General features: G+C 71.6%; 24 protein-coding genes. 16 read left to right on the forward strand and 8 right to left on the reverse strand.

The features are described 5' to 3' along the window. Positions 1–4 precede the first annotated feature (4 nt). The gene (locus IEY30_RS06390) at positions 5–493 is read left to right on the forward strand and encodes a DUF4231 domain-containing protein (RefSeq protein ID WP_030201123.1); all 489 of its coding nucleotides are present in this window, start codon (positions 5–7) and stop codon (positions 491–493) included. Here IEY30_RS06390 and IEY30_RS06395 read toward each other — a convergent pair. Next, the gene (locus IEY30_RS06395) at positions 464–1,504 is read right to left on the reverse strand and encodes a LacI family DNA-binding transcriptional regulator (RefSeq protein ID WP_229674867.1); all 1,041 of its coding nucleotides are present in this window, start codon (positions 1,502–1,504) and stop codon (positions 464–466) included. The genes IEY30_RS06390 and IEY30_RS06395 overlap by 30 nt on opposite strands. A gap of 216 nt (positions 1,505–1,720) precedes the next feature. Between IEY30_RS06395 and arfA the strand changes: the two genes are divergently transcribed. From arfA to IEY30_RS06425, 6 genes are all read left to right on the forward strand, one after another. Further along, positions 1,721–3,256 (forward strand): arabinosylfuranosidase ArfA, encoded by a 1,536-nt coding sequence (gene arfA / locus IEY30_RS06400; protein WP_030201129.1) that lies wholly within the window; start codon positions 1,721–1,723, stop codon positions 3,254–3,256. After that, a complete protein-coding gene (locus IEY30_RS06405; RefSeq protein ID WP_030201131.1) occupies positions 3,253–4,605 on the forward strand; it encodes an ABC transporter substrate-binding protein in 1,353 nt (450 codons plus the stop codon). The genes arfA and IEY30_RS06405 overlap by 4 nt, the downstream gene beginning before the upstream one ends. Positions 4,606–4,609: 4 nt before the next feature. Beyond that, on the forward strand, positions 4,610–5,581 hold the full coding sequence (locus tag IEY30_RS06410) for a carbohydrate ABC transporter permease (protein WP_030201133.1): 972 nt from the start codon (positions 4,610–4,612) through the stop codon (positions 5,579–5,581). Then, entirely contained in the window at positions 5,578–6,405 is an 828-nt protein-coding gene (locus IEY30_RS06415; protein ID WP_030201135.1) for a carbohydrate ABC transporter permease, read from the forward strand. The genes IEY30_RS06410 and IEY30_RS06415 overlap by 4 nt, the downstream gene beginning before the upstream one ends. A 10-nt stretch (positions 6,406–6,415) precedes the next feature. After that, the gene (locus IEY30_RS06420; RefSeq protein WP_030201137.1) at positions 6,416–8,761 is read left to right on the forward strand and encodes a family 43 glycosylhydrolase; all 2,346 of its coding nucleotides are present in this window, start codon (positions 6,416–6,418) and stop codon (positions 8,759–8,761) included. A gap of 86 nt (positions 8,762–8,847) precedes the next feature. Then, positions 8,848–9,798: a glycoside hydrolase family 43 protein gene (locus IEY30_RS06425; protein ID WP_229674868.1), complete on the forward strand. Its 951-nt coding sequence runs from the start codon at positions 8,848–8,850 to the stop codon at positions 9,796–9,798. 22 nt (positions 9,799–9,820) lie between these two features. Here IEY30_RS06425 and IEY30_RS06430 read toward each other — a convergent pair whose 3' ends face one another. Further along, positions 9,821–10,513 carry an anti-sigma factor family protein gene (locus tag IEY30_RS06430; RefSeq protein ID WP_030201141.1) on the reverse strand — a complete coding sequence of 231 codons (693 nt, stop codon included), beginning with the start codon at positions 10,511–10,513 and terminating at the stop codon, positions 9,821–9,823. Next, positions 10,510–10,998, reverse strand: coding sequence for a sigma-70 family RNA polymerase sigma factor (locus tag IEY30_RS06435; protein WP_030201143.1), 489 nt, complete (start codon positions 10,996–10,998; stop codon positions 10,510–10,512). Before IEY30_RS06435 ends, IEY30_RS06430 begins: the two co-directional genes overlap by 4 nt. Before the next feature lie 142 nt (positions 10,999–11,140). On the opposite strand from IEY30_RS06435, the gene IEY30_RS06440 reads away from it, so the two are divergent. Further along, positions 11,141–11,983: a uracil-DNA glycosylase gene (locus IEY30_RS06440; protein WP_030201147.1), complete on the forward strand. Its 843-nt coding sequence runs from the start codon at positions 11,141–11,143 to the stop codon at positions 11,981–11,983. Positions 11,984–12,001: 18 nt separating this feature from the next. Here the strand turns inward: IEY30_RS06440 and IEY30_RS06445 are convergent, their stop codons facing one another. Further along, positions 12,002–12,979, reverse strand: coding sequence for an ArsR/SmtB family transcription factor (locus tag IEY30_RS06445; protein WP_156035443.1), 978 nt, complete (start codon positions 12,977–12,979; stop codon positions 12,002–12,004). A 293-nt stretch (positions 12,980–13,272) separates the two neighbouring features. Between IEY30_RS06445 and IEY30_RS06450 the strand changes: the two genes are divergently transcribed. From IEY30_RS06450 to IEY30_RS06460, 3 genes are all read left to right on the forward strand, one after another. Next, a complete protein-coding gene (locus IEY30_RS06450) occupies positions 13,273–13,854 on the forward strand; it encodes a M23 family metallopeptidase (protein WP_030201152.1) in 582 nt (193 codons plus the stop codon). A 129-nt stretch (positions 13,855–13,983) separates the two neighbouring features. Beyond that, a complete protein-coding gene (locus tag IEY30_RS06455; RefSeq protein WP_030201156.1) occupies positions 13,984–14,418 on the forward strand; it encodes a GNAT family N-acetyltransferase in 435 nt (144 codons plus the stop codon). An 85-nt stretch (positions 14,419–14,503) separates the two neighbouring features. Next, positions 14,504–14,869 carry a hypothetical protein gene (locus IEY30_RS06460; RefSeq protein WP_030201158.1) on the forward strand — a complete coding sequence of 122 codons (366 nt, stop codon included), beginning with the start codon at positions 14,504–14,506 and terminating at the stop codon, positions 14,867–14,869. Here IEY30_RS06460 and IEY30_RS06465 read toward each other — a convergent pair. Both IEY30_RS06465 and IEY30_RS06470 read right to left on the reverse strand, forming a co-directional pair. Continuing rightward, positions 14,836–15,324, reverse strand: a complete 489-nt coding sequence (locus IEY30_RS06465) for a GNAT family N-acetyltransferase (protein WP_229674869.1) — start codon at positions 15,322–15,324, stop codon at positions 14,836–14,838. The genes IEY30_RS06460 and IEY30_RS06465 overlap by 34 nt on opposite strands. A 10-nt stretch (positions 15,325–15,334) precedes the next feature. Then, complete coding sequence (locus IEY30_RS06470) at positions 15,335–15,697, reverse strand: hypothetical protein (protein ID WP_030201164.1); 363 nt, start codon at positions 15,695–15,697, stop codon at positions 15,335–15,337. Between the two features lie 87 nt (positions 15,698–15,784). On the opposite strand from IEY30_RS06470, the gene IEY30_RS06475 reads away from it, so the two are divergent. After that, positions 15,785–16,180 carry an META domain-containing protein gene (locus IEY30_RS06475; RefSeq protein ID WP_052358821.1) on the forward strand — a complete coding sequence of 132 codons (396 nt, stop codon included), beginning with the start codon at positions 15,785–15,787 and terminating at the stop codon, positions 16,178–16,180. 9 nt (positions 16,181–16,189) lie between these two features. On the opposite strand, the gene IEY30_RS06480 is transcribed toward IEY30_RS06475, so the two are convergent. After that, positions 16,190–17,380 carry a TadE/TadG family type IV pilus assembly protein gene (locus tag IEY30_RS06480; RefSeq protein WP_030201171.1) on the reverse strand — a complete coding sequence of 397 codons (1,191 nt, stop codon included), beginning with the start codon at positions 17,378–17,380 and terminating at the stop codon, positions 16,190–16,192. 228 nt (positions 17,381–17,608) lie between these two features. Here IEY30_RS06480 and IEY30_RS06485 point away from each other — a divergent pair, with 228 nt between their 5' ends. From IEY30_RS06485 to IEY30_RS06500, 4 genes are all read left to right on the forward strand, one after another. Continuing rightward, positions 17,609–18,112 (forward strand): DnaJ family domain-containing protein, encoded by a 504-nt coding sequence (locus tag IEY30_RS06485; RefSeq protein ID WP_030201175.1) that lies wholly within the window; start codon positions 17,609–17,611, stop codon positions 18,110–18,112. A gap of 130 nt (positions 18,113–18,242) precedes the next feature. Next, entirely contained in the window at positions 18,243–19,421 is a 1,179-nt protein-coding gene (locus IEY30_RS06490) for a helix-turn-helix domain-containing protein (RefSeq protein WP_030201179.1), read from the forward strand. A 113-nt stretch (positions 19,422–19,534) separates the two neighbouring features. After that, positions 19,535–21,316 carry an NAD(P)/FAD-dependent oxidoreductase gene (locus IEY30_RS06495; RefSeq protein ID WP_030201180.1) on the forward strand — a complete coding sequence of 594 codons (1,782 nt, stop codon included), beginning with the start codon at positions 19,535–19,537 and terminating at the stop codon, positions 21,314–21,316. Between the two features lie 235 nt (positions 21,317–21,551). Continuing rightward, complete coding sequence (locus IEY30_RS06500) at positions 21,552–23,189, forward strand: HAD family acid phosphatase (RefSeq protein WP_030201182.1); 1,638 nt, start codon at positions 21,552–21,554, stop codon at positions 23,187–23,189. Positions 23,190–23,287: 98 nt separating this feature from the next. Here the strand turns inward: IEY30_RS06500 and IEY30_RS06505 are convergent, their stop codons facing one another. Then, positions 23,288–24,094 (reverse strand): HAD-IIA family hydrolase, encoded by an 807-nt coding sequence (locus IEY30_RS06505; RefSeq protein ID WP_030201185.1) that lies wholly within the window; start codon positions 24,092–24,094, stop codon positions 23,288–23,290. Between the last annotated feature and the right edge of the window lie 46 nt (positions 24,095–24,140).

Raw genomic sequence — 24,140 nt, forward strand, 5'->3', positions numbered from 1 at the left:
TGGCATGGGCACCAATCCGGGCTGGATGTCCGACGAGCTGCCGGACCCCGCCGACCCCGAGCTGTCGGGCTCGGCGGTGTGGGCGGCGTACCGCGACCAGTTCGCCTCCTACAGCAGCGGGGCGACGACGAATCGCCTGTCGTACCAGGTGGCCCGGATCGTCAGCCTCGCGGCCGCGGCAGCCGTGACCGTGTCGGCCGGGCTGTCCGCGACCGCCTGGGTCACCGCCTCGCTCGGCGCCCTCATCGTCGTGCTCGAGGGGCTCCAGCAGCTGTTCCAGTGGCACGAGAACTGGATCGCCTACCGCACGGCGACGGAGACGATGCGACAGCACGCGATCGACTTCGTGGCCGGCGTCGCGCCCTACGACTCCGCGGAGGCGCGTGACCGGCTCGCGCACCTCGCCGTGCTCCGTCGTGACGTCGCCCTCCGCGAGTCCGGAGTTTGGGCAGGTCGTATGCGTTCAGCGGGTGGGCGTGGTGGTGGCGCCTGAGCGCGGGGCGCGTCGTCGCGAGCGGCCCGGCGGCACGCCGAGGGTGGTCTCGCGGGCCTCGAGGGTCCAGGCCACCTCGACCTCCTCGGCCGGCCCGTCGTCGCCGTCGATCCGGCGCGAGAGCAGCTCGAGCGCCGCACGGGCCAGGCCCGTCAGGTCGGGGGAGATCGTCGTGACCGTCGGGTTGGAGTAGCGCGTCTCGGCGATGTCGTCGAAGCCGACGATGGCGACCTCCTCGGGCACCTGCACCCCGGCCTCGACGCAGGCGCGCAGGGCGCCGATCGCCATGAGGTCGTTGAAGCAGAAGACGGCGTCGGGCGGCTCCGGCAGGGCGAGCAGCTGCTGCATCGCGGCGTGGCCGTCGGCGCGTTCGAAGTGCGGGACCCCGATCACGAGGTCGGTGTCGTAGGGCAGGCCCGCTGCCTTGAGGGCCTGCCGGTAGCCGCGCAGACGGGCCGACGCGGTGCCCTTGGTCGTCTCACGACCGACGGCCGCGATGCGTCGCCGGCCTTGCGCGACAAGGTGTTCGGTGGCGGCGCGCGCGGCCGCGACCGAGTCGACGGCGATGTGGTCGAAGCCCGTGGGCACGGGGCGCTCGCCGAGCAGAACCATCGGCAGGCTGTCGGCGCGGCGCCCGATCTCGTCGGCCGAGAGGGCGAGCGGCGAGAAGATGACGCCGTCGATGACGTGCGAGCGCATGCCCTCGAGGACGACGCGCTCGGCGTCGGCGTCGCCGCCGGTCACGTCGAGCAGGACGATGAAGCCGAGCGCCGCGGCCTCCTCGGTGATGCGGGCCGCGAGCTCGGCGAAGTAGGGGGAGTCCATGGCGGGCACGGCCAGGGCGAGGAAGCCGGCGCGGCCGTGCTTGAGGCTGCGCGCCGAGAGGTTGGGCCGGTAGTGCAGCTCGGCCATCGCGGCCTCGACGCGCTCGCGCGTGCTGGCCTTCACGTGTGGGTGGTGGTTGAGCACGTTCGAGGCCGTCTTGACCGACACTCCCGCACGTTCCGCCACGTCCCTGAGCCGCGCCGCCAACCGTGCCTCCGTCCGTCCGGGCCTCCTGCGTGCCCTCCCTCGTGGACAGGCTAGCGCCCGCCGACGCCCGACGTGATGACCTCGGGCGACCTCTGGACAGTCTTCGGTAACCGTTGTAATTTTCAGGGCAACGCAGATTGGGTAACCGTTGCAACAAGACGGTGCGCCCGCACGCCGACGGTCAAGGAGGACCGCATGGGAGCAGCGACGGTACGACTGGACCCCGCCTTCGCGGTGGGTCCGGTGCGCCCGAGGATCTTCGGGTCCTTCGTCGAGCACATGGGCCGGTGCGTCTACACCGGCATCTACGAGCCGGGTCACCCCGAGGCGGACGAGCTCGGCTTCCGCGAGGACGTCGCGCGGTTCGTCCGCGAGCTCGGCGTCACGGTCGTGCGCTACCCCGGCGGCAACTTCGTCTCCAACTACAAGTGGGAGGACGGCGTCGGGCCCAAGGCCGACCGGCCCACCCAGCTCGACCTCGCCTGGCGCTCCGTCGAGACCAACCAGGTCGGCACCGACGACTTCATGGACTGGGCCCGCGGCGTCGGCGTCGAGCCGATGATGGCGGTCAACCTCGGCACCCGCGGCGTCCAGGAGGCCATCGACCTGCTCCTCTACTGCAACGCCGAGACCGGGACCTCGTGGCCCGACCGCCGCGCCAAGAACGGCCATGTCGAGCCCCACGACGTCCGCGTCTGGTGCCTCGGCAACGAGATGGACGGCCCCTGGCAGATGGGCCACAAGACCGCCGAGGAGTACGCCCGCGTCGCCGAGGAGACCGCGCGCGCCATGCGCCGCGTCGACGACACGCTCGAGCTCGTCGCATGCGGCTCCTCCAACCGCGGCATGCCGACCTTCGGCACGTGGGAGCGCGTCGTGCTCGAGCGGTGCTTCGACCTCGTCGACCACATCTCCGCGCACGCCTACTACGAGCCCGTCGACGGCGACGTCGACTCCTTCCTCGCGAGCGGCGAGGACATGCACCGCTTCATCGAGTCCGTCGTCGCGACCGCCGACCACGTCGCCGCCGTCAAGGGCTCCGACAAGCGGATCATGGTCAGCTTCGACGAGTGGAACGTGTGGTTCCAGGGCCGCTTCCACGGCGAGAGCTCCCTCGCCATCCGCGAGGCCCCCGAGCTCATCGAGGACGTCTACGACGTGACCGACGCCGTCGTCGTCGGCAGCCTGCTCATCACCCTGCTCCAGCACACCGACCGCGTCTCGATGGCGTGCCAGGCGCAGCTCGTCAACGTCATCGCCCCCATCGCCACGAAGCCCGGCGGCGCGTCGTGGAAGCAGACGATCTTCCACCCGTTCGCCCTCACCGCGCAGCACGCCCGGGGCACCGTGCTGCGCCCTGCTGTCGCCTGCGACACGGTGGAGACCAAGGCCTTCGGGCCCGTCGACCAGCTCGTCGTCACCGCGACGCACGACCCCGAGACCGGCGACCTCGCCGTCTTCGTGGTCAACCGGAGCCGCACAGAGACGGCCGAGCTGACGCTCGACGTCGCGGCGGCCGTGGGGGGCGACCCCACGGCATACACCCTCGTCGAGCACCTCCAGGTGCACGACGACGACACCTCGGCGACCAACACCGAGGCACAGCCCGACCGAGTCGTCCCGCGTGCGGGGGACGCGGCGGTCGACGGCACCCACGGCACGACCCTCACGGCAACCCTGCCGGCCACCTCCTGGCACTGCATCCGACTCACCGAAGGGACCGTTCAATGACGAACTCCACCTCACCGGCCTCGCCGCTCACCCGGCGCACCATCCTCTCGGGGGCCCTCGGCATCGCCGGGGTCGCCGGCCTGGCCGCGTGCGGCTCCGGCTCGAGCGCGGTCCCCGGCCAGGCCCCCGCGGTGTCGGCCGGCGGCGGCGCCACCGGCTACACCGGTCCCAAGGTCGCCCTGCAGTTCTGGAACGGCTTCACCGGCGGCGACGGTCCCTTCATGAAGCGGCTCGTCGACCAGTTCAACTCTGAGCACCAGAACATCGCCGTCAGCATGAACACGATGCAGTGGGCCGACTACTACGCCAAGCTGCCCGCTGCCGTCACGGCCGGCAAGGGGCCCGACATCGGCATCATGCACGTCGACTCGGTCGCGACGAACGCCGCCCGCAACGTCATCCAGCCCCTCGACGACGTGGCGACGGCGCTCAAGCTCAGCGAGGCCGACTTCGCGCCGGTGCCGTGGAAGGCCGGCATCTACAACGGCAAGCGCTACTCCATCCCGCTCGACGTGCACCCGCTCGGCTTCTTCTACAACAAGGACGTCATGGAGAAGGGCGGCCTCGACCCCGAGAAGCCGCCGATGACGGCCGACGAGTACATGGCGGCGCTCGAGAAGATGAAGAGCAAGGGCATCCAGGGCCACTGGGCCACGCCGTTCCCGTTCACGGGCAGCATGTCGGTGCAGTCGCTCATCTGGCAGTTCGGCGGCTCGCTCTTCTCCGACGACGCCAAGCAGGTGCTCTGGGCCGACGACGCCGGCGTCAAGGCGCTCACCTGGTTCCAGGACCTCGTCACGAAGGGCTACTCGGCGGCCAAGATCGCCCAGGACGCCGACCTCATCGCCCTCCAGAACGGCAAGACCGCCTTCAACTGGAACGGCATCTGGACGATCAACACCCTCAAGGAGAAGGCCGACCTCAAGTGGGGCGTCGCGCCGATCCCCAACATCGGCGGCACCAAGGCCGCCTGGGCCGGGTCGCACCAGTTCATCCTGCCGACCTCGCGGACGCCCGACCAGAACAAGCAGACGGCAGCCCGCGTCTTCCTCAACTGGATCAGCACGAAGAGCATCGAGTGGGCCAAGGGCGGCCAGGTGCCGGCCCGCAACTCGGTGCGCGACTCGGCCGAGTTCAAGGCCCTCACGGACCAGGCCACCCTGGCGACGCAGATCGACGACCTGCACTTCCCGCCCGCCGTCGCCGGCATCGGCGACGCCATGCCCGAGTTCGAGAAGGCTCTCAACGCAGCCGTTCTCGGCGGTCAGGACCCCAAGACGGTCCTGTCCGACGCGGCCGGTCGCGCGACGAAGATCCTCGAGGCCAACGCCAAGAAGTACGGCGGCTGACCCCATGGCTGTGACCACGGCACAGCCCACGAGACCGCCCTCGGGAGCGACGCCCACGCCGGGTGGGCGCCGCTCCCGGGGAGCGACATCCGGCATCCACGGTTCGAGGTGGACGCCCTACCTCTTCCTGTCGCCGTTCCTGCTCCTCTTCATCACCTTCGTCGCCGTCCCGGGCGTCCTCGGCATCTGGATCTCCCTGCACGACTGGGACTTCCTGCTGCCCAACAAGCCGTTCGTCGGCATGCAGAACTACGCCGACCTGCTCGACAGCGGCTCGCCGCAGTTCCAGCCGTTCTGGAACGGCATGAAGGCGACAGCGATCTTTGTCGTCATCAGCGTGCCGTTCCTCGTCGTGCTGCCCCTGCTGCTCGCGATCCTCCTCAACCGCAAGTTCCCGGGCCGCACCTTCTTCCGCGCCGTCTTCTTCGCGCCGTTCGTGCTCGGCGTCGCGGTCGTCGGGCTCATGTGGCGCTACCTGCTCGACCCGTCGTTCGGCATGGTCAACGGCCTGCTCGGCGCCCTCGGGCTGCCGTCGGACACCGCGTGGACCACGGAGCAGCCGTGGGCGTGGATCTCGCTGGCCGCCGTCACCGTGTGGTGGACCATCGGCTTCAACGCCGTCATCTACCTCGCGGGCCTGGCCGACATCCCGGCCGAGCACTACGAGGCCGCCGAGATCGACGGAGCGACCTCGTGGCAGAAGCTGCGCTACATCACGATCCCCGGCCTGCGACCCGTGCTGATCTTCGTCGTCGTCACGACCGTCCTCGCCAGCGCCAACATGTTCGGCCAGAGCTACCTCATCACCAAGGGCGGCCCCGGCGACTCGACGCGCACGGCGATCATGGAGATCACCGACCTCGGCCTGTCGCAGTACCGCATGGGCCAGGCGTCGGCCATGAGCTACGTGCTCGCCGTCTTCCTCGCCCTCGTCTCGCTCGTCAACTTCTGGGCCCTGAGGGAGAAGAAGTCGTGAAACGTCGCAACGGACCGCTCTTCTGGATCGGCATGGGGGCGCTCAGCCTCATCTTCATCGGGCCGCTGCTGCTCGTGCTGCTGACGGCGTTCAAGTCGGCGAGCGAGTCGCGCACGGTGCCGCCGACCTACTTCCCGTCCCAGCCCAGCCTGCGCGCCTTCGACGTCCTCTTCTTCCAGGACGCCGCGAGCCCCGTGCTGCGCTGGTTCCTCAACTCCATGTTGGCGGCGACGATGCACGCGGCGCTCGTCCTCGTCGTGTGCTCCTTGGCCGGCTATGCCTTGGCGCGCATGGAGTTCCGCTTCAAGAACGCGATCTTCACCGCGATCATCCTGACGCTCTTCGTGCCGGGCTTCATCTTCCTCATGCCCAACTTCCTGCTCCTCGACAAGCTCGGCTGGCTCGACCAGATCTGGGCGCTCGTGGTGCCGGGAGCGGCGGGTGCGTTCGGGGTGTTCTTCATGCGGCAGTTCTTCCTCGGACTGCCGAAGGAGCTCGAGGAGAGCGCCAGGCTCGACGGTGCCAGCCCGTTCCGCACGTGGCGGTCGATCGTCCTGCCCAACGCGAAGCCGGCCCTCGTCACGCTCGGCGTGCTCAGCTACCTCGCCAACTGGAACGACTTCATCTGGCCGATCTACGTCCTCTTCTCCCCGGAGCGACTCACGCTGCCCGCCGGCCTCAGCCGGCTCCAGGGCGCCTACACGATCGACTACCCCGTGGTCATGGCCGGCGCCATGCTCGCGGCGATCCCCGTCCTCGCGCTCTACGTCTTCGTGCAGCGCTACGTCATCGAGGGCGTCGCCAGCAGCGGCGTCAAGGGCTGAGGAGTCCGCCATGCGTCCATCCGCCTCCCCGAGGTCCCGCGCGCTCACGCGCGGAACCGCCTGTCTCGCATCAGTCCTCGCCGCCGTCGGCCTGACGGCAGCAGCCCCCGCCTTCGGATCGCGTATGCCGTCCGGCCCGGTCCCAGCGGCAGGTGCCGTTGTCTCGGGGCCGGGCCACACGGCATACGACAACGCCGTCTCCGACTCGTTCTCGGACACCTTCGCCGACCCGTCGGTGATCCGCGGGCGCGACGGCTGGTGGTACGCCTACGCGACGTCCGACCCGCTCAAGGCCGGTGACCCGCCCGGCGCGATGCACATGGCGCGCACCCGCGACTGGTCGAGCTGGGAGTACCTCGGCACGGTCTTCGACTCGGGCAACCGGCCGGCGTGGGCCACGCCGACCGCGGGGCTGTGGGCGCCCGACATCCGTTACGTCGCAGGGCGATACGTCCTCTACTTCACCGTGACGGACACGACGCTCAACCCCGGCGACGACTCCGCGATCGGCGCTGCGACGGCGCCCTCGCCGTCGGGTCCCTGGACTCCCGCCCCCGCGCCCGCCGTCCCACCCCGGCCGGCGTCGGGTGGCGGGTTCCTCTGGACCTTCGACCCGGCCGGCTTCACCGACGTCGACGGGCAGCGCTACCTCTACTACGGCAGCTACTTCGGCGGCCTCTGGGCGACGAAGATGTCGGCGGACGGCCTGAGCCCCGTCGGCACGGCGACCCAGGTCGCCGTGGACAACCGCTACGAGGGCTCCTACGTCGTGCGCCACGGCGACTTCTACTACCTCATGGGCTCGGCGGCGAACTGCTGTGCCGGTCCGACGACGGGCTACTCCGTCTTCGCCGGCCGGTCACGGTCGCCGCTCGGCCCGTTCGTCGACGCCGAGGGCACGCCGCTGCTGACCTCCCGGGTCGGCGGCACGACGGTGCTGACGCAGAACGGCAACCGCTTCGTCGGCGCGGGCCACCACGCCGTCGTCACGGACGCCGAGGGCCGCGACTTCATCGCCTACCACGCCATCGACCGCACCAACCCGTGGCTGACGACCACCTTCGGGATCAACCGGCGGCCCATGCTGCTCGACCGCCTCGACTGGATCGACGGCTGGCCACGCACGCGGGCCGGGGCCGGCCCGTCCGACACCCCGCAGCCGGCGCCGACCCTCGCGTCGGGGCTCGGGATCACGCCCACCGACCCCTCGGCGAGCGGCTTCAAGGGGCTGGCCGCCGGGCCGGCGGACCCCGTCACCGGTGACACCGCGCTCGTGCACGGCACCGCCTCGACGACCGCCTCGGCCCCGTCCGGCCCGCTCCACGTCCGCCTCGACCACCGCGGCACCGAGCCGCTGCGCGTGCTGCTCGGCCGCGACCCCTCGGTCAAGGTCACGCTCGACCCCAAGGGCTCGCGCCTGACCGCCCAGGTCGACCGTGACGGCACGGTCCGGTCGTCCACGACGGCGCTCCCGCCGCTGCCGGCCGGGGCGTGGCGCACGCTGACCGTCGAGGCCACGGCCGACGGGCTGACCGCCGAGGTGACCGAGAGCGACCTGGCCGACGTCGTGGCGCGCGTGGCGGTGAGCGGCGACGCCCGTCCCGCCGCTGCCCCGGTGCGGCTCAGCAGCAGTCGCGCCGTCGTCGACAACGTCGTCGTCAACCCGGCGGCGGCCGACGCGGCTGCGCTCGTGCCGGTCCCGCAGGCCGGCGCCCTGCTCGAGTCCGAGGAGTTCGACGACCCGACCCTGTCCGGCTTCACCTGGGTGCGACGCAACCCGGCCGTCACCGTCTCGGGCGGTAGCCTGCGCTGGCCCGTCGAGGGCACCGACCTCGTCGGCGGCGGCAACACCGCGAGCGTCCTGCTCCACGACACCCCGGGTGACGGCGACTGGATCGCCGAGGCCAGGACGACCCTCGACCTCGGCGTCGATACGGTCCGCAACTACCAGCAGGTGGGCCTCCTCGCCTACGAGAACGACGACGACTTCGCCCGCCTCTCCAAGGTCGCCATCTGGAACACGCGCCAGACCGAGTTCGGTCGCGAGACCGCCGCCGACCCGGCCGACCCCAGCGGGCCGACGAGCTACGGCGGAGCCATCATCGGCACGGCCGCACCGACGCTCTGGCTGCGTCTCGCCCACCACCGCAACGCCGCCGGCGAGCACCTCTACCGCGCCGGCACGAGCCGGGACGGCGTGCACTGGACGTGGGGTGCGACGTGGACCTTCCGCGCCGGCACCGACCCGCGCATCGGGCTCGTCGCCCACGGCGGCGCCAGCCCGGCGGCCACGGCCGAGATCGACCACCTCCGGTTCTACGCGTCCACCTGGCCGGCCGACCCGGCGGCAGGATGAGCCGCACCCGTCCCGCCCTCACCCTCGCTCTCGCAGCCGCGCTCCTCGCCGGCTGCGGGAGCGGGGCCACCACCCCTGGAGATCCCGTGAACCCCTCCGCCTCGCAGGCCGGCTCCGGCACCGCCGCGCCCAGCGCGGCCGCGACCAACCCGGTGTGGCCGAGCAACTTCCCCGACCCGCAGATCCTGCCCGACGGGGACGGCTGGGTCGCGATCGCGACCAACGGCAACGGCATGAACGTCCAGACCCTCGTCAGCGACGACCTCGCAACGTGGAGCCAGGGCAGCGACGCCCTGCCGAAGGTCGCCTCGTGGAGCACGCCCGGCAAGGTCTGGGCCCCCGAGGCGCACCGCTTCGGCGACCGGTGGGTCATGTACTACACGACGATGGCGCCCGATCCGGCCATCCAGTGCATCGGGCTCGCCGTCGCCGACGACCCCAAGGGCCCCTACCGCGACACGAGCAGCAAGCCCCTCGTCTGCGAGCAGGACCAGGGCGGCTCGATCGACGCGTCACCCTTCGTCGCGAAGGACGGCACGGCATACCTCTACTGGAAGAACGACGGCAACGCCGTCGGCGCGGACACCTGGATCTCGGTCCAGCGGCTCTCCGACGACGGGCTCCGCCTCGAAGGAGAGCCGAAACGCCTGATCCGACAGGACCTCCCGTGGGAGGGGCAGCTCGTCGAGGCGCCCTTCGTCTGGGAGCGCGACGGCGTCTTCCACCTCTTCTACTCCGCGAACGACTACGGCAGCGACAAGTACGCCGTGGGCCACGCGACGGCGTCGTCGCCGACCGGGCCGTTCACCAAGGACCCCGAGCCGATCCTGACGAGCACCGACGTCGCCGCCGGGCCGGGTCACTGCGCGCTCCTGGAGACCAAGGACGGTCGGGTGCTCATGGTCTACCACGCCTGGGCCCCCGACTCGATCGGCTCGGAGGTGCCCGGCCGCACGATGTGGCTCAGCGAGGTCACCTTCGACGGACGCAAGGTCAGCGTCACGCCGCCGAGGACCCAGCTGACAACCGGGCTCTGAGAGCCGCTGACGTCAGGCCTGCTCACGTCTTGGCGGAGGCGAGCACCTTCCCGGTCTCGGTGCGCACCTCGAGCGACTGGATCTCGTTGGGGCGCAACGCCGTCGCGCCGGTCACCTTGGAGTAGCCCGTCGCCGTCGCGCGCCACGACGCGGCCGTCGTGGCATGGCCCTTGCCGTCGATGACCCAGAGCGCCAGGGCGCCGGTCTTGGGCATGTCCTCGCAGTCGATGTCGAGCTGGGTGCCCCAGCCGCGCGTCACGAGCGCGATGTCGACGCGGACCGCGCTGCCCGGCACCGCGGCCGCCGCGACGTGCGTCGTCGGTGGCGTCGGCGTGGTCCCCTCGGTCAGCTTCGGCCCGAGCCATGCGCCGCCGGCGAAGAAGACGGCGGCCGCCGCGGCCGCGAGGCCCGAGAGCCAGGTGCGCCGGCGGCGGCGACGGCGGGCGACCTCGCCGAGCAGGCTCGTGACCCGCGCGTCGTCGGGCTCGGTCATGAGCGGCAGCGGCACGGCAGCGGGACCGTCGGCCAGGTGCGGGCCGCCGGCGGGACCGGCGAGGTCGAGCAGCCGGGGGAGCCCCGAGACCTGGCCGAGCTCGGTCTGGCACTGGGCACACGTGCGCAGGTGCTCGCTGTAGGCACGGTGGTCCTCGTCGGACAGGCCACCGAGCACGTACGCGCCGAGCAGCACGTGCAGGTCGTCCGATCCGGGGTTCATCGGGTCACTCCCATCTCGTCGAGGATGACGCGCAGGTTGCGCACGGCGTAGTAGGCGCGGGACTTCACGGTGCCCTCGGGCACCCCGACCCGCACGGAGGTCTCGGCGACGGTCAGCCGCTCGTAGTAGAGGCAGCGCACGATCTCACGGTGGTTGGCCTGCAGCCGGCCGAGGGCCTCCTCGACGAGCACCTGGTCGAGCGCCCGGTCGAGGGCCGAGTCCTGCTCGGCGACCTCGACGAGCTGCGCCTGCTGGGGTCGGCGTCCGGCGGCGCGGTACTGGTCCACGATGAGGTGGCGCGCGGTCGTGATGAGGTAGGCACGGAGGTTCTCCGCCTCGGGGGCCTGCTTCCAGACCCGCAGGATGACCTCCTGGACGATGTCCTCGACGCGGTTGGCGTCACTGGTGGCGCGCCACACGACGCGGCGCAGCATCGGCCCGTGCTCGCGGTAGATCTCCGCGACCGCATCGTCGTCGAGCGGCATCCTGCCGCCACCTCCTCACTGGTGCTCCCAGTCCGAAGACGCCTGTGCGGCCCCTCCGGTTCAGCGTCGCCCTCCCAGCACGGTCTCACGACACCCCCGAGCACGTATGCCGTCTGCTGCGGTCCCGGCCTAGCGTGGGGCCATGTGCCCTGCCGCCATGCCCAACCCGGCCCAGCACCCCGTGACGGGCGGCCTCTTCCTGTCCCCGGTACCTCCCGGCACCGGTTGGCCCGGCGACCCCGCGACGGCCGAGACGCCGGTGGCCGCAACCCCGGCGCAGGTGCGCCGGCTCGCGAAGGGGGCGGACGGCATACGCGAGCTCGATGCCCGCATCAGCGTGTGCCGCGCGTGCCCACGGCTCGTCGGCTGGCGCGAGTCGGTGGCGACGGAGGGACGCCGCGCGGCGTTCGCCGACCAGCCCTACTGGGGGCGGCCCGGCCCGTCGTTCGGCGACCCGGACGCGGAGGTGCTCATCGTCGGGCTGGCGCCGGCGGCCAACGGCACCAACCGGACCGGGCGCATGTTCACCGGCGACCGCTCGGGCGACTGGCTCTATGCAGCGCTCCACCGCGCGGGCTACGCGAGCCAGCCGACGTCGGTCGCGTCGGGCGACGGCCTCGTGCTGACGGGACTGCGCATCGTCGCGACCGTCCGGTGCGCGCCGCCGGCCAACAAGCCCACGACGGAGGAGAAGGCGACGTGCGCGCCCTGGCTCGACCGCGACCTCGAGCTGTCGGAGCCGCGGCTGCGCTCGATGCTCGCGCTCGGCTCGATCGCCTGGGACGCGGCGCTCGGGGCGGCGCGTCGGCGCGGGTGGCTCGTGCCCCGGCCCAAGCCGAAGTTCGGCCACGGCGCCGAGGCTGTGCTGAGGACGGCGGCCGGCCACCCGGTGCGCCTCGTCGGCAGCTACCACGTGAGCCAGCAGAACACCTTCACGGGCAAGCTCACCGAGGCGATGCTCGACGACGTCATCGGCCGGCTGTAGGCCGACCGGGAACGCTCGTCAGGCGCTCGGGGCTCCCGACGTCTCGTCCGGCCCGAAGGCCATGAGGGCCTCGCCGGAGGCGGTGACGGCGTAGAGCACCGACTTGCCCGACCGGGCACTGCGCACGAGCCCGGCGCGACGCAGCTCGTGCAGCTGCTGGTTGACGGCCGAGGCGGTCTTGCCCAGCATCGCCGCCAGCTCGGTCGTGGTGCGTGGCTCGGCGAGCGCGCGCATGACCTCGGTCCTGGCCGGTCCGAGCAGAGCGACCGCGGTCGTCGACGAGGCCGGCGGCAGCTCCTGGCGCTGGCCCCGCGCCGGGTAGATGACCATGGGCGGCACGGCGTCGCTGCTCGGGTGCGAGGCGGCCAGGGTGAACAGCGACGGCACGAAGACGAGCCGGCGGCCGCGCACCGGGGCCGAGTACGACGGTCCGACCCGGCTGCGGGCACTCAGCGTGATGTCGTCGACGGTGATGCTCGGGTGCAGCTCGGAGAGCGCGTGCAGGAGCCCGTAGCCCGCGGACCGCGACGCCCGATGACGGACATCGGCCTCGAGGATGCTGCGGTGCCTGGTCCAGAAGGCCGCGAAGGCCCAGGTCCAGTAGGCCTCGAGGGCGCCGAGGACACGAGCCATCACGACCGCGGGCGACCCCTGCACCGCCTGGGGCGCGCCGTCCGCCCAGAGCCCGTCGAGCTCCTGGCGCAGCACCGTCGCCGGCACGGACGCGACGCGCTGCATCTCCGCCGAGAGCCTGGGTGACGGCGACTCCGGTCGCGGGTTGATGACGTCGGGAGTCGAGAACTCGTCGTTGACGAGAGCCAGCAGCGTCTCGCGGTGGTCCCGGGACTCGGGCATCGCCAGGAAGGTCCACGCGACCCGCGGGACGTAGGCGTCCGGGGCGCGGAGACTGCGCAGCGAGAGGCACATCTCGTTGAGGGGCGAGATGCCGAACCGGCAGGTGCCCACGTCGGTGGGCGTCATCTCGTAGCGCAGCACGACCACTCCTCGCTGATGGCGACAGTCAGGTCAGGGGGTGCTCTCACAGTTGCACGCGCCCACGGGGGTCGCCACTCGAGTGAGGGGCAGGGGCGCCGGCACGCGCACGGTGCACGGTGCACGGTGCACGGTGCACGCAGGTCGATCAAGCCGCCGGCTTGAAGGATTGCCGCGGCCGGGGCGGCTGGCTGGACTGGGCACGCAGCTCGACGCACTCCGCGGACGCACTCCCCGGACGCACCACCGCACGTGCCACACCACCCACCGAGAGACCCATCGAGAGGACGACTCACATGATCGGAAACACCACCGTCGCCGGCGCCGGACGCAGGCGGAAGGGGCTGACCCGCCGGATCGGCGTGCTCGTCAGCGCCGTGACGCTCGCGGCAACGACAGCCTTCACCGGAGCCACCTCCGCCACGGCGGCCGGCTACTTCGAGGCGCCCTACCCCGCCGGGGAGAGCTACCAGGTCAGCCAGGGCAACGGTGGCGGCTACTCGCACACCGACGCCTACAACCGCTACGCGTGGGATCTCGCGCTGCCGGCCAACTACGAGGTCTCGGCCACGCAGGGCGGCACGATCGTCATCTCGAACTGGTCGCCCTACTGGCAGAACGGCATCGAGGTCATCATCCGCCACCCCAACGGCCAGTGCACGCAGTACGCCCACCTCAACCAGTCCTTCTACGAGCCCGGCGACTGGGTGCCGCAGGGCCGGATCGTCGGCTACACCGGCATGACGGGTGCCGCCAGCGCCCCGCACCTGCACTACTCGGTCATCGACTGCAACACGCGGGTCTCGCTGCCCTCGACCATCGAGGGGTGGGTGCCACCCACCGGCGCGTGGCTCGCGAGCTCGAACACCCGCGGCTGAGCGAGCGGGACGCAGCACCACGAGGGGCGCGCGGTCGTCCATGACCGCGCGCCCCGGCACACGCCCGCTCCCGTGGCGACGGACCGCGGCACCCGACGGCCTCCGGTCACCGCCTGACAGGATCGACCGGTGACCGATGCGACTGGATTCCGTTCCGTGGTCGGCGAGGCCGACACCGCCCTCGACCAGCGACTGTCCGACGAGCTCGACGCCGTCAACTCCGCCGCGACCGTGGGCACGCCCGCGGCGCGCGAGCTGACAGTCCGGGTCGTCGACGAGGCGGACGAGCTGGTGGCCGGGGTCAGCGGCTGGACGTGGGGCGTCGCGGCCGGCATCGGCATGACGTGGGTCCGGGAGGACGCCCGGGGGACCGGGCTCGGCGAGCGGCTGCTCGCGGACTTCGAGACCGAGGCGCGCGCACGGGGCTGCACGCACGTCTTCGTCACCTCGTTCACCTTCCAGGCGCCCGGCTTCTACGAGAAGCAGGGCTACCGCGAGATCTTCCGCTGGCAGGGCGTGCCGACCGCCGACGCCGACGACGTGCACCTGCGCAAGGAGCTGTGACGCCCCGGCCCGGCCTGACCCCGCCAGGCCCGGCCTGAGTAGACGCGCGGATGCGTCGGGGGCGGAGGGGAGCGAGGCTGGCAGGGTGCACCGACGCCGCGTCAGCCCCTACCTCGTCGCCCTCGGGCTGCTCTGGGGTCTCCCGCTGGTCCTCGTGCTCGTGCTGCACGTCGTGCTCCCGGACCACAACGCCTCCGGTCAGTGCACGGGACTCGGCTTCGGCTGCACGCCCGCGCCCTCGGACGCGGTGCTCTTCCTCGGGTACTTCGCGGCCCTGCCGCTGCTCGTGCTCGGGCTCGTCGCATGCCTCGTCATCGCGATCGTCCAGCACCGTCGCGACCGGTCCGACCCGCCGGACCAGCCCGGCCGGCCCGACCAGCCCGACCAGCCCGGCCGGCCTGACGACGGCGCCCCGGGTCAGCCCCCTGCAGAGGACAGCGAGAGCTCGTAGGTCAGCAGCTCGGGACGCGGCGGGAACGAGCTCCGGCTGCGCTCGCCGGTCGGGGTCCAGCCCAGCTTCTCGTAGAAGCACCGCCCGCGGACGTTGCCGGTGAAGACGCGCAACCGGGCGCGCTCGACCCCGCTCGCCCGCATCGAGTCGAGCACCGCGTCGTGCGCCGCCCGGGCGAGGCCGTCGCCCCAGTGCTCGGGGGCGACCCCGAAGTGGAGGAACTCGTCGTCGCGGGTCGCGGCGAAGCCCGCGACGGCTTCGTGGTGCAGCACCACGAAGCACTCGGTGCCGTCCAGCTCGATCTCGCGCAGCCCACGCTCGGCGATCGCCTCCCGCGGGAACGGGTGCTCGTCCTGCGGGAAGACCTCGGCCAGCCCGAGCACCGCACCCGGCTCCTGGACGGCGAGCACCGCCGGCACGTCGGCGGGAGTCATGGCGCGCAGGACCCCGGCCATGCCGGTCACCCTAGAGGACGTCGAGCGGGTTGATGCCGAGCACGAGCAGCAGGGCGCTCGCACCCGTCGCGCCACCGACGACGGCTGCGAGGAGCGCGGTCACCCACGCCGGCCACTGCCGCGCGACCGTGCGGCCGAGCTGCCACAGCAGCGCGGCGGTGACGGCGGCGTCGACCGCCACACCGACCGCCAGCGCAAAGCCGTAGCGGTCGGTGTCGGGAGGGTCCACCTGCGCCATCCCGAGCACCTCGGTCATCCCGTAGGTGAGCGCGTGCATCATGAGCACCGCCCAGGCGAGCGCGACGAGCCCGACCACCGTCACCGTGACGAAGGCGATGGCCCACCACGACCTCGGCGGCTGCGCTGCGTCCATGCACCGACGATGCCTGCGGCAGGCTGCACCGCGCGTGCGTATGCGTACTCGACCTTGCCGGCGGCCGCCCCCGGCTACCGTGTCGGAATGGCTGACAACGAGGTCGCAGGCACGTCGTGGGTGGTCGAGGAGCTCGGTGGCGCGGCCACCGCCCCGCCGAAGCCGCAGCTGTCCTTCGGTGACGACGGTCGGGTCTCCGGCAGCACCGGCGTCAACCGCCTCATGGGCCGCTACGAGGTGACCGGCGGCCTGCTCACCGTGGCGGACGCCGCGACGACCCGCATGGCCGGCCCACCCGCCGCGATGGAGCAGGAGCAGCGCCTGCTCGCCCTCCTCGAGACGCCGCAGGCGTTCGTCGTGTCGGACGACCGGCTCGAGGTCGGCGACGGCGAGACCCTCGCGGTCCTCGTGCGCGCCGACGCCCAGACCACCACCCCGACGGACGCGCCGACGGACGCCCCGACGGACGCTCCGACGGACTGAGCGGCCGCCTCAGCCGATCGTCGACAGGCGCTGCGGCCCGCGGTCGGTGCCCGTGTTGGGGATCGCGTCGACCGGGATCACCGGCGAGACGAACCAGCCCCACAGGCAGTCCTCCTTCTTGGCGCAGCTCTGCGTCGAGGTCCCCGAGGGGTCGGTCGGCTCGAAGCCGTCCTCGTCGGTGCTCGGGAACGAGTAGCCGGCCAGGTAGAAGGCGGACACCCCGTCGACCGCGTAGGTCGTGTTGGAGCCCTTCCCGTCGACGCTCGTGAAGATCGGGATGTAGACGACGGTGCCGATGAGGCTGGGCAGCAGGTCCTTGCAGCCCTTCGACGCGGCCGCGCCGGGCTTGCCGTCGGCGGTGATGGTGCCCTTGTCGGTGGCGAGGTCGGCCGAGCACCCGGAGTTCTTGTCGATCGGGTCGAGCCAGCCGAAGTTGCCGGGCGTGAAGAGGCCGGGACCCTTGGCGCCGCACTTGGCGGTGCCGTCGAGGGATCCGCTCTTGTGCAAGAGGATCTTCGTGACGTACTTCGAGGCCACCGGCACCCGGGGCACGGGGTTGAGGCGCGGCACGCCCGACCCGGTCAACGCATACGGCGGTGCAGCCGGGAAGTCCGTCCCCTTCGTCGTCGCGTCGTCCCAGGCACACTGCGCCTGGACGACCGGCAGGACGGTCGCCGGATGACCGCCGGACCAGCCGACGCGCGAGCAGGCCGCGATCGTCGCGCCGTCCCAGCCCATGGCCTGGGCGAAGAAGGGCTTGAGGATCGTCCCGGTGTCGGCAGAGTTCGTCGACGTCCGGGTCCGGACCTCGACGTACGGTCCGGTCGCCCCGGCCGGCGTGGGCAGGCAGTCGGTGAGTGCCCCGGTCGTGGCCGTGCAGCCGGTGAACTTGTCCGCACCGACGAACGTGCCGACCGCGCAGACGCGTTGGATGCCGCCGAACCCGTCCGCGGCGTTGGCGTCGGCGAGCTGCTTGAGCCCCGGCGTGGCCGGGTCGCACGTGGCGCGCTTGCTCGCGCAGTCCTGGGCCAGCGCGAGCGTCGCCGCGTCGGCGCCGTTCTGCAGCTGACGCCGCTCCCACATCATCGAGCCGACGTCGACGACGAGCGCCAGCATCGCGATGATGACGCCCGTCGAGAAGAGGATCGCGACGAGGGCCGTGACGGCGCCGCGATCCCGTGCAGCCCGAAGGCGCCGCACCCGTTGCCGGGCACAGCGCAGTGTGGGCCCCCGAAACCCATTCATGGATCCCCCGATCCCCATGGATGTCCCCGAGCCCTTCTCGGGGCTGCTGCGGACAACCTAGAACATGTCGCCCGCCTCCCGTGCGGGCATCCCGCACTTTCGCGGCAGGAGGGACACCGAGGCCGCCGGGGTTGCCCGGGATGGTCCGGAATGTCTTGTCCCACATCGGTTACCGTGAAGGACATGACGGGTCAGCCGTACTGGGAGAGCGCCGTGGAGAAGCAGATCCGCGAGGCGCAGGAGCGTGGCGAGTTCGACAACCTGCCGGGTGCCGGCAAGCCGCTCGACCTCAGCGACTCGGGTGACCCGGACTGGTGGGTCAAGCGCTTCGCGGCGCGCGAGAACCTCGACCTCGGCGGCGCGCTGCCCGGCGCGCTGGCGCTGCGCAAAGAGGCCGCGGGCTACCCCGAGTCCCTCGCCGACGTCCGCACCGAGGCCCAGGTGCGCGAGATCGTCGAGGACTACAACAAGCGCGTCCTCGCCGACCGGCTCCGGCCCGCCGTCGGCAACCTGCCGCCGCTCATCGCCAAGACCCTCGACGTCGACGAGATCGTCGAGGGCTGGCGACCGCTGCGGGCCGAGCTGGAGGAGCAGCAGCGACGCGCCCGCGAGGAGCGCGCCGCCGCCACGGCGGCCGAGCTCGGGAGCCGGCGCCCGTGGTGGCGCCGGGTGCTCGGCCGGGACTGACGGGGCTGGACGGCACCGGACCGGACGGGGCTCGACACCCCTACCCAAGCCGCCCGCTGCGTGTCACCATCACGGGAAGCCGTGACCCCACGCGTACCTCGCGCCGGGGCCACCCGTCGCAAAGGTGCGCATGTCCACAGTCCCCGGTCTCGAGGCCGCCCTGACGGCCTTCGAGGACCCCGCGGCCAAGGCACGGGACCTGCTGCGCCTGCACCGCACGTGGGCGCACACGCACGAGGTGCCGCCCGGCGCCCGCGGCGTCGTCGCCCGGTCGTGGCTGCGGCAGACCCCCGAGGGCGACAAGACCTCCACCCCGATCTCCGACGACGCGCTGATGGCCCGCCGGGAGCGCTCGCGGCTGCTCGGCTCGGTCGTGCCGGTCCTCAAGGAGCGCCTCCTGCCGCTCGCGCACGAGGCCGGCAACGAGCTCGTCATCAGCGACGACGAGGGCTACCCGCTCTGGATGTTCGGCCCGTCGCCGATCCGGCGGCGCAGCGACGGCCTCGGCTTCGTCGAGGGCGCCCGCTGGCGCGAGGGCGACGTCGGCACCAACTCGCTCGGCACCGCGATGGAGGAGCGCCGCCCGGTCCAGATCTTCGGTCCGGAGCACGCGCGCGAGGACCAGCACGCGTGGGTGTGCACGAGCGCGCCGATCCTCGACCGCCGGGCGCGCACGCCGCTCGGTGTGGTCACCCTGAGCGGCGCCTTCCGCACCGCGCACCCGCACACCCTGATGCTCGTGACCATGGCCGTGCGCGAGGCCGTCGACACCCTCGCCGGACAGCACGAGCGTGACCTCCGCCGGGTCGCCCGCACCAGCGAGTCGTATGCCGGGTCGGGGCGTTTCGTCGTCGTCGACCGTCACGGGTGGGTGGCCCGGGCCGAGGGCTACGGCGTCGGCGAGCGCGTCTGGGTGCCGGGCAGCCTGCGGGCCGGCACCGTGTGGGTGCCCGAGATCGGTCAGGTCCGCGCCGAGGAGATCGCCGGCGGATGGGTGCTGCACGAGGCGGTCAGAGCCCCGGCGACGGTCGAGGTGGTGCGGCGCCCGAGCCCGCGCGTGCTCGTCACGACGGCCGGCTCGAGCGTCGAGATCGCCCTCAGCGAGCGGCACGCCGAGATCGTCGCCCTGCTCGCGGAGCACCCCGGCGGCCTCGACACCGCTGCCCTGATGGGCCTGCTCGACGGCGCCACCACCCCGGTCACGATCCGCGCCGAGATGTCGCGTCTGCGCAAGCGGCTCGGTGGCCTCATCGAGAGCCGGCCCTACCGGCTCACCGCGCGCGCGACGGTGCGACCCGACGCGGGCTGAGCATCCGGCATACGCCACCGGTCGACGTGCAACGTTCTGCAACCCTGTCCGGCGACCCCGCGCGCTCCTACCGTCGGCTCCACGACCCCACCACGTGGACAAAGGAGTTGGCGATGGGTGAGCAGCTGACGGCGAGCGAGTGGCTCGGACGGTTCTCGGAGGCGCTGGCCTCCGGCGAGGCGGAGCGGGTGACCGGCCTCTTCGGTGACGAGTGCTACTGGCGCGACCTGACGAGCATGACGTGGAACCTGCACACGGCCGAGGGTCGGGAGCAGATCGGCGACATGCTGGCCGGCGTCGAGCCGGGCGCCTGGCCGACCGACATCGAGCCGACGAGCGAGTCCGAGGCCGACGGCGTCCACGAGGCGTGGTTCACCTTCGGCAACGCCACGTTCACCGGCAAGGGGCTCGTGCGCGTCCGCGACGGCAGGGCGTGGACGCTGCTGACGAGCGCGCAGGCGCTCAAGGACCACCCGGAGCCCTCCGGAGCGCGCCGCCCGCGCGGCGCCGAGCACGGCGTCAACGTCTCGACCGAGAACTGGCTCGACAAGCGGCAGCAGCAGGTCGAGTCCTACGGCGTCGACGCCGAGCCCTACGTCCTCGTCGTCGGCGGCGGCCAGGGCGGCATCGGCCTCGCGGCCCGGTTGAAGCGCCTCGGCGTGCCGACGCTCGTCATCGACAAGTACCCGCGACCCGGCGACCAGTGGCGCAGCCGCTACCACTCGCTCTGCCTGCACGACCCGGTCTGGTACGACCATATGCCCTACCTGCCCTTCCCCGACCACTGGCCGGTCTTCACGCCCAAGGACAAGATGGGTGACTGGCTCGAGAGCTACACCACGATCATGGAGCTCGACTACTGGAGCAACAGCGAGGCGACGTCGGCGAACTTCGACGAGGCCACCGGAGCATGGACGGTCCACGTGACCCGCGAGGGCCGTGAGATCGTGCTCCACCCCGCGCAGCTCGTCCTCGCCACCGGCATGAGCGGCATCGCCAACGTGCCGACGCTGCCCGGGCAGGACGTCTTCCAGGGCGACCAGCACCACAGCAGCAAGCACCCGGGCGGTGCGCGCTACGCCGGCAAGAAGGTCGTCGTCATCGGGTCGAACAACTCGGCCCACGACATCTGTGCCGACCTGTGGCAGAACGGTGCCGAGCCGATCATGCTCCAGCGGTCGAGCACCCACATCGTCCGGTCCGACTCGCTCATGGACACGGTCCTCGGCCCGCTCTACTCCGAGGAGGCCGTCGCCAACGGGATCGACCACGACACAGCGGATCTCGTCTTCGCCTCGATCCCCTACAAGATCCTCGCCGACTTCCAGCGGCCCGCCTTCGACGCGATCCGCGAGCAGGACAAGGACTTCTACGCCGCGCTCGAGGCGGCCGGCTTCGACCTCGACTTCGGCGACGACGACTCGGGCCTCTTCCTCAAGTACCTCCGGCGCGGCTCGGGCTACTACATCGACATCGGCGCGTCCGAGCTCGTCGCCAAGGGTGCGATCCGGCTCGTGCGCGGGCAGGTCGACCACCTGACCGAGCACGCCGTCGTGCTCGCGGACGGCACGGAGCTCGAGGCCGACGCCGTCGTCTACGCCACCGGCTACGGCTCGATGAACGGCTGGGCGGCCCGGCTCATCAGCCAGGACGTCGCCGACGCGGTCGGCAGGTGCTGGGGCCTGGGCTCCGACACGACGAAGGACCCCGGGCCGTGGGAGGGCGAACTGCGCAACATGTGGAAGCCCACCCGCCAGGACAACCTGTGGTTCCACGGCGGCAACCTGCACCAGTCGCGGCACTACTCGCGCTACCTCGCCCTGCAGCTCAAGGCGCGCCTGGAGGGCATCGACACCCCGGTCTACGCCCTCGCCGAGACCCACCACCTCGCCTGACCACCCGGGCTGACCATTGGGTCAAGCGCGCGGCAGCGGCGTCGGGAAGTGAGCACTCGACGGACTCTTGTCGAGTGCTCACTTCCCGGAGGCTTCCTGAGTGAAGTCTGTGAGGTTCATGCCAGTTGCCGGGGAACGCAGAAGTGCCGGGTGCTGCGGCACCCGTAGGGGGGTGGGCGGGACTAGCGTCGTGCCGCCCACCCCGCACTCCTGACGCAACCCCGAGGTGAAACCCATGAGGCGTCCCACCCTCCGAAGCGCCGGACTCGCCGTCACGGCCGCCGGCTCGATCATCGGCTCGCTGGTCGTGGCCGGCGCTGCCCCCGCGCTCGCCGACGGCGACGCCGGTGGCCGGCACGACCAGACCCTGGCCCCGCGCACGCAGTTCGTCATGGCGGCCGACGGCTCGAGCGGCGCACGCCCCGACGGCGGCGGCATCCCCAACATCGACTCGGTCAAGAAGACGATCTACAGCTACTACGGCGACCCCGGCACGGGCCACGCCGACCGCACGAGCTCGCCCTACATCTCGGAGATGCGCTCGATCACCACCGGGCTGCGCACGTCGCTCGCCCGCACGTATGCCGCGGCCGAGCGGCAGGGCAAGAAGCCGGCCATCGTGCTCGATGCCGACGACACCACGCTCTGGACCTACGACATGGAGGTCGCGGACATGAAGTTCGTCTTCGACCCGGTCCGCCAGGACTACTGGGTGCAGAACAAGCTCTTCCCGGCCACCCCGAGCATGGTCGCCCTCGTCAACGAGGCCGACGCGATGGGCTTCACGATCTTCGGCCTGACCGGTCGCGGCGCCTCCCAGAAGGACGCGACGATCGGCAACCTCAAGGACGTCGGCTACAACGCCTTCACGCCCGACCACTACTTCACCAAGTGGGCCGGGTCGACGCCTCCCGCCTACATCACGTGCGCCACGGTGAAGTGCACGACGGTGGAGTACAAGGCCGGCACGCGCAAGCACATCGAGCAGGACCTCGGCTACGACATCGTCCTCAACATCGGCGACCAGTGGTCCGACCTCCAGGGCGGCCACGCCGACCGCAACGTCAAGCTGCCCAACCCGACCTACTACCTTCCCTCGCCCGACCTGCCCGGGATGAAGGAGCCGTCGCTGACGCCGCGGACCCACTTCACGATGAAGCCCGACGGCTCGAGCGGCCTGACGCAGAGCGGTGAGGGCATCCCCAACATCGACTCGGTCAAGAAGACGATCGCCACCTACTACGGCGACCCCGGCACCGGCATCGCCGACAAGTCGAGCTCGCCCTACATCACCGAGCTCGCCGCGCTCGAGCGGCGCAACACCCAGCGCCTCACGAGCGAGTGCCGGCAGGGCGTCGCCCGGGGCACGAAGCCGGCGGTGGTCTTCGACGCCGACGACACGACCCTGTGGACCTACGACATGGAGGTCGCGGACATGAAGTTCGTCTTCAACCCGACCCGCCAGGACTACTGGGTGCAGAACAAGCTCTTCCCGGCGACCCCCGGGATGCCATCTCTCGTCAAGGCGGTCGCGGACTCGGGCTGCACCGTCATCGGCCTCACCGGCCGCAACAACGGCCAGAAGGACGCGACGCTCGCCAACCTCCACGAGCAGGGCTACCCGCAGTTCACGAGCGACCTCTACTTCACGAAGTGGCGCTCGAGCGAGCAGCCGCCGGTCTGGATGCAGGGCCAGTGCAAGGCCTACCCGACGTGCACGACGATCGAGTACAAGTCGGCGACCCGCGCGCACGTCGAGAAGGACCTCGGCTACGACGTCGTCGCCAACCTCGGCGACCAGTACAGCGATCTCATCGGCGGCCACGCCGACCGTGCGGTCAAGCTGCCGAACCCGACGTACTACCTGCCCTGACGCACACCACCACGTCGTATGCCGTCACTCCCGTCGCGGACGGGGGTGGCGGCATACGTCATGCTGGGTGTGCGAACCGCCTTGTGACGCAGTGACTCTCAGCGCTCTTCGTCGTGCGCGACGAGCGGGACGAGGTCGGCGACGGAGTCGACGATGCGGCTCGGACGGTAGGGGAAGTGCTCGACCTGCTGGCGGCTCGTCGACCCGGTGAGGACGAGGACGGTGCGCAGGCCGGCCTCGAGGCCGCTGATGATGTCGGTGTCCATGCGGTCGCCGACCATGATCGTCGTCTCGGAGTGCGCGTCGAGGCGGTTGAGCGCGCTGCGCATCATGAGCGGGTTGGGCTTGCCGATGTAGTACGGCTGGCGCCCGGTCGCGGTCGAGATGAGTGCCGCGACCGAACCGGTGGCCGGCAGCGTGCCGGCAGGGCTCGGCCCGCTCGGGTCGGGGTTGGTCGCGATGAAGCGGGCGCCCTTCTCGATCAAGCGGATCGCCCGGGTGATGGCCTCGAAGGAGTAGGTGCGCGTCTCACCGAGCACGACGTAGTCGGGGTCGCGGTCGGTCATGACGTAGCCGACGTCGTGCATCGCCGTCGTCAGGCCGGCCTCGCCGACGACGTAGGCCGAGCCGCCGGGGCGCTGCTCGGCGAGGAACTGTGCCGTGGCGAGGGCCGAGGTCCAGATGGCCCGCTCCGGCACGTCGATCCCACTCATCAGCAGGCGCGCCCGCAGGTCGCGGGGCGTGAAGATCGAGTTGTTCGTCAGGACGAGGAAGGCCCTGCCGGACTGTTCGAGCGCGGTGATGAACTCGGCGGCTCCGGGGATCGCGTCCTCCTCGTGCACGAGGACGCCGTCCATGTCGGTGAGCCAGGTCTCGACGGGCCGGTGATCGGTCATGGACCCCATTGTGGTGGGTCGGACAGTGGCCGTGCTGACCCCAGCTCCGCTCGGT

This window comes from Terrabacter tumescens (assembly GCF_014646815.1).
GTDB classification, from domain to species: domain Bacteria; phylum Actinomycetota; class Actinomycetes; order Actinomycetales; family Dermatophilaceae; genus Terrabacter; species Terrabacter tumescens.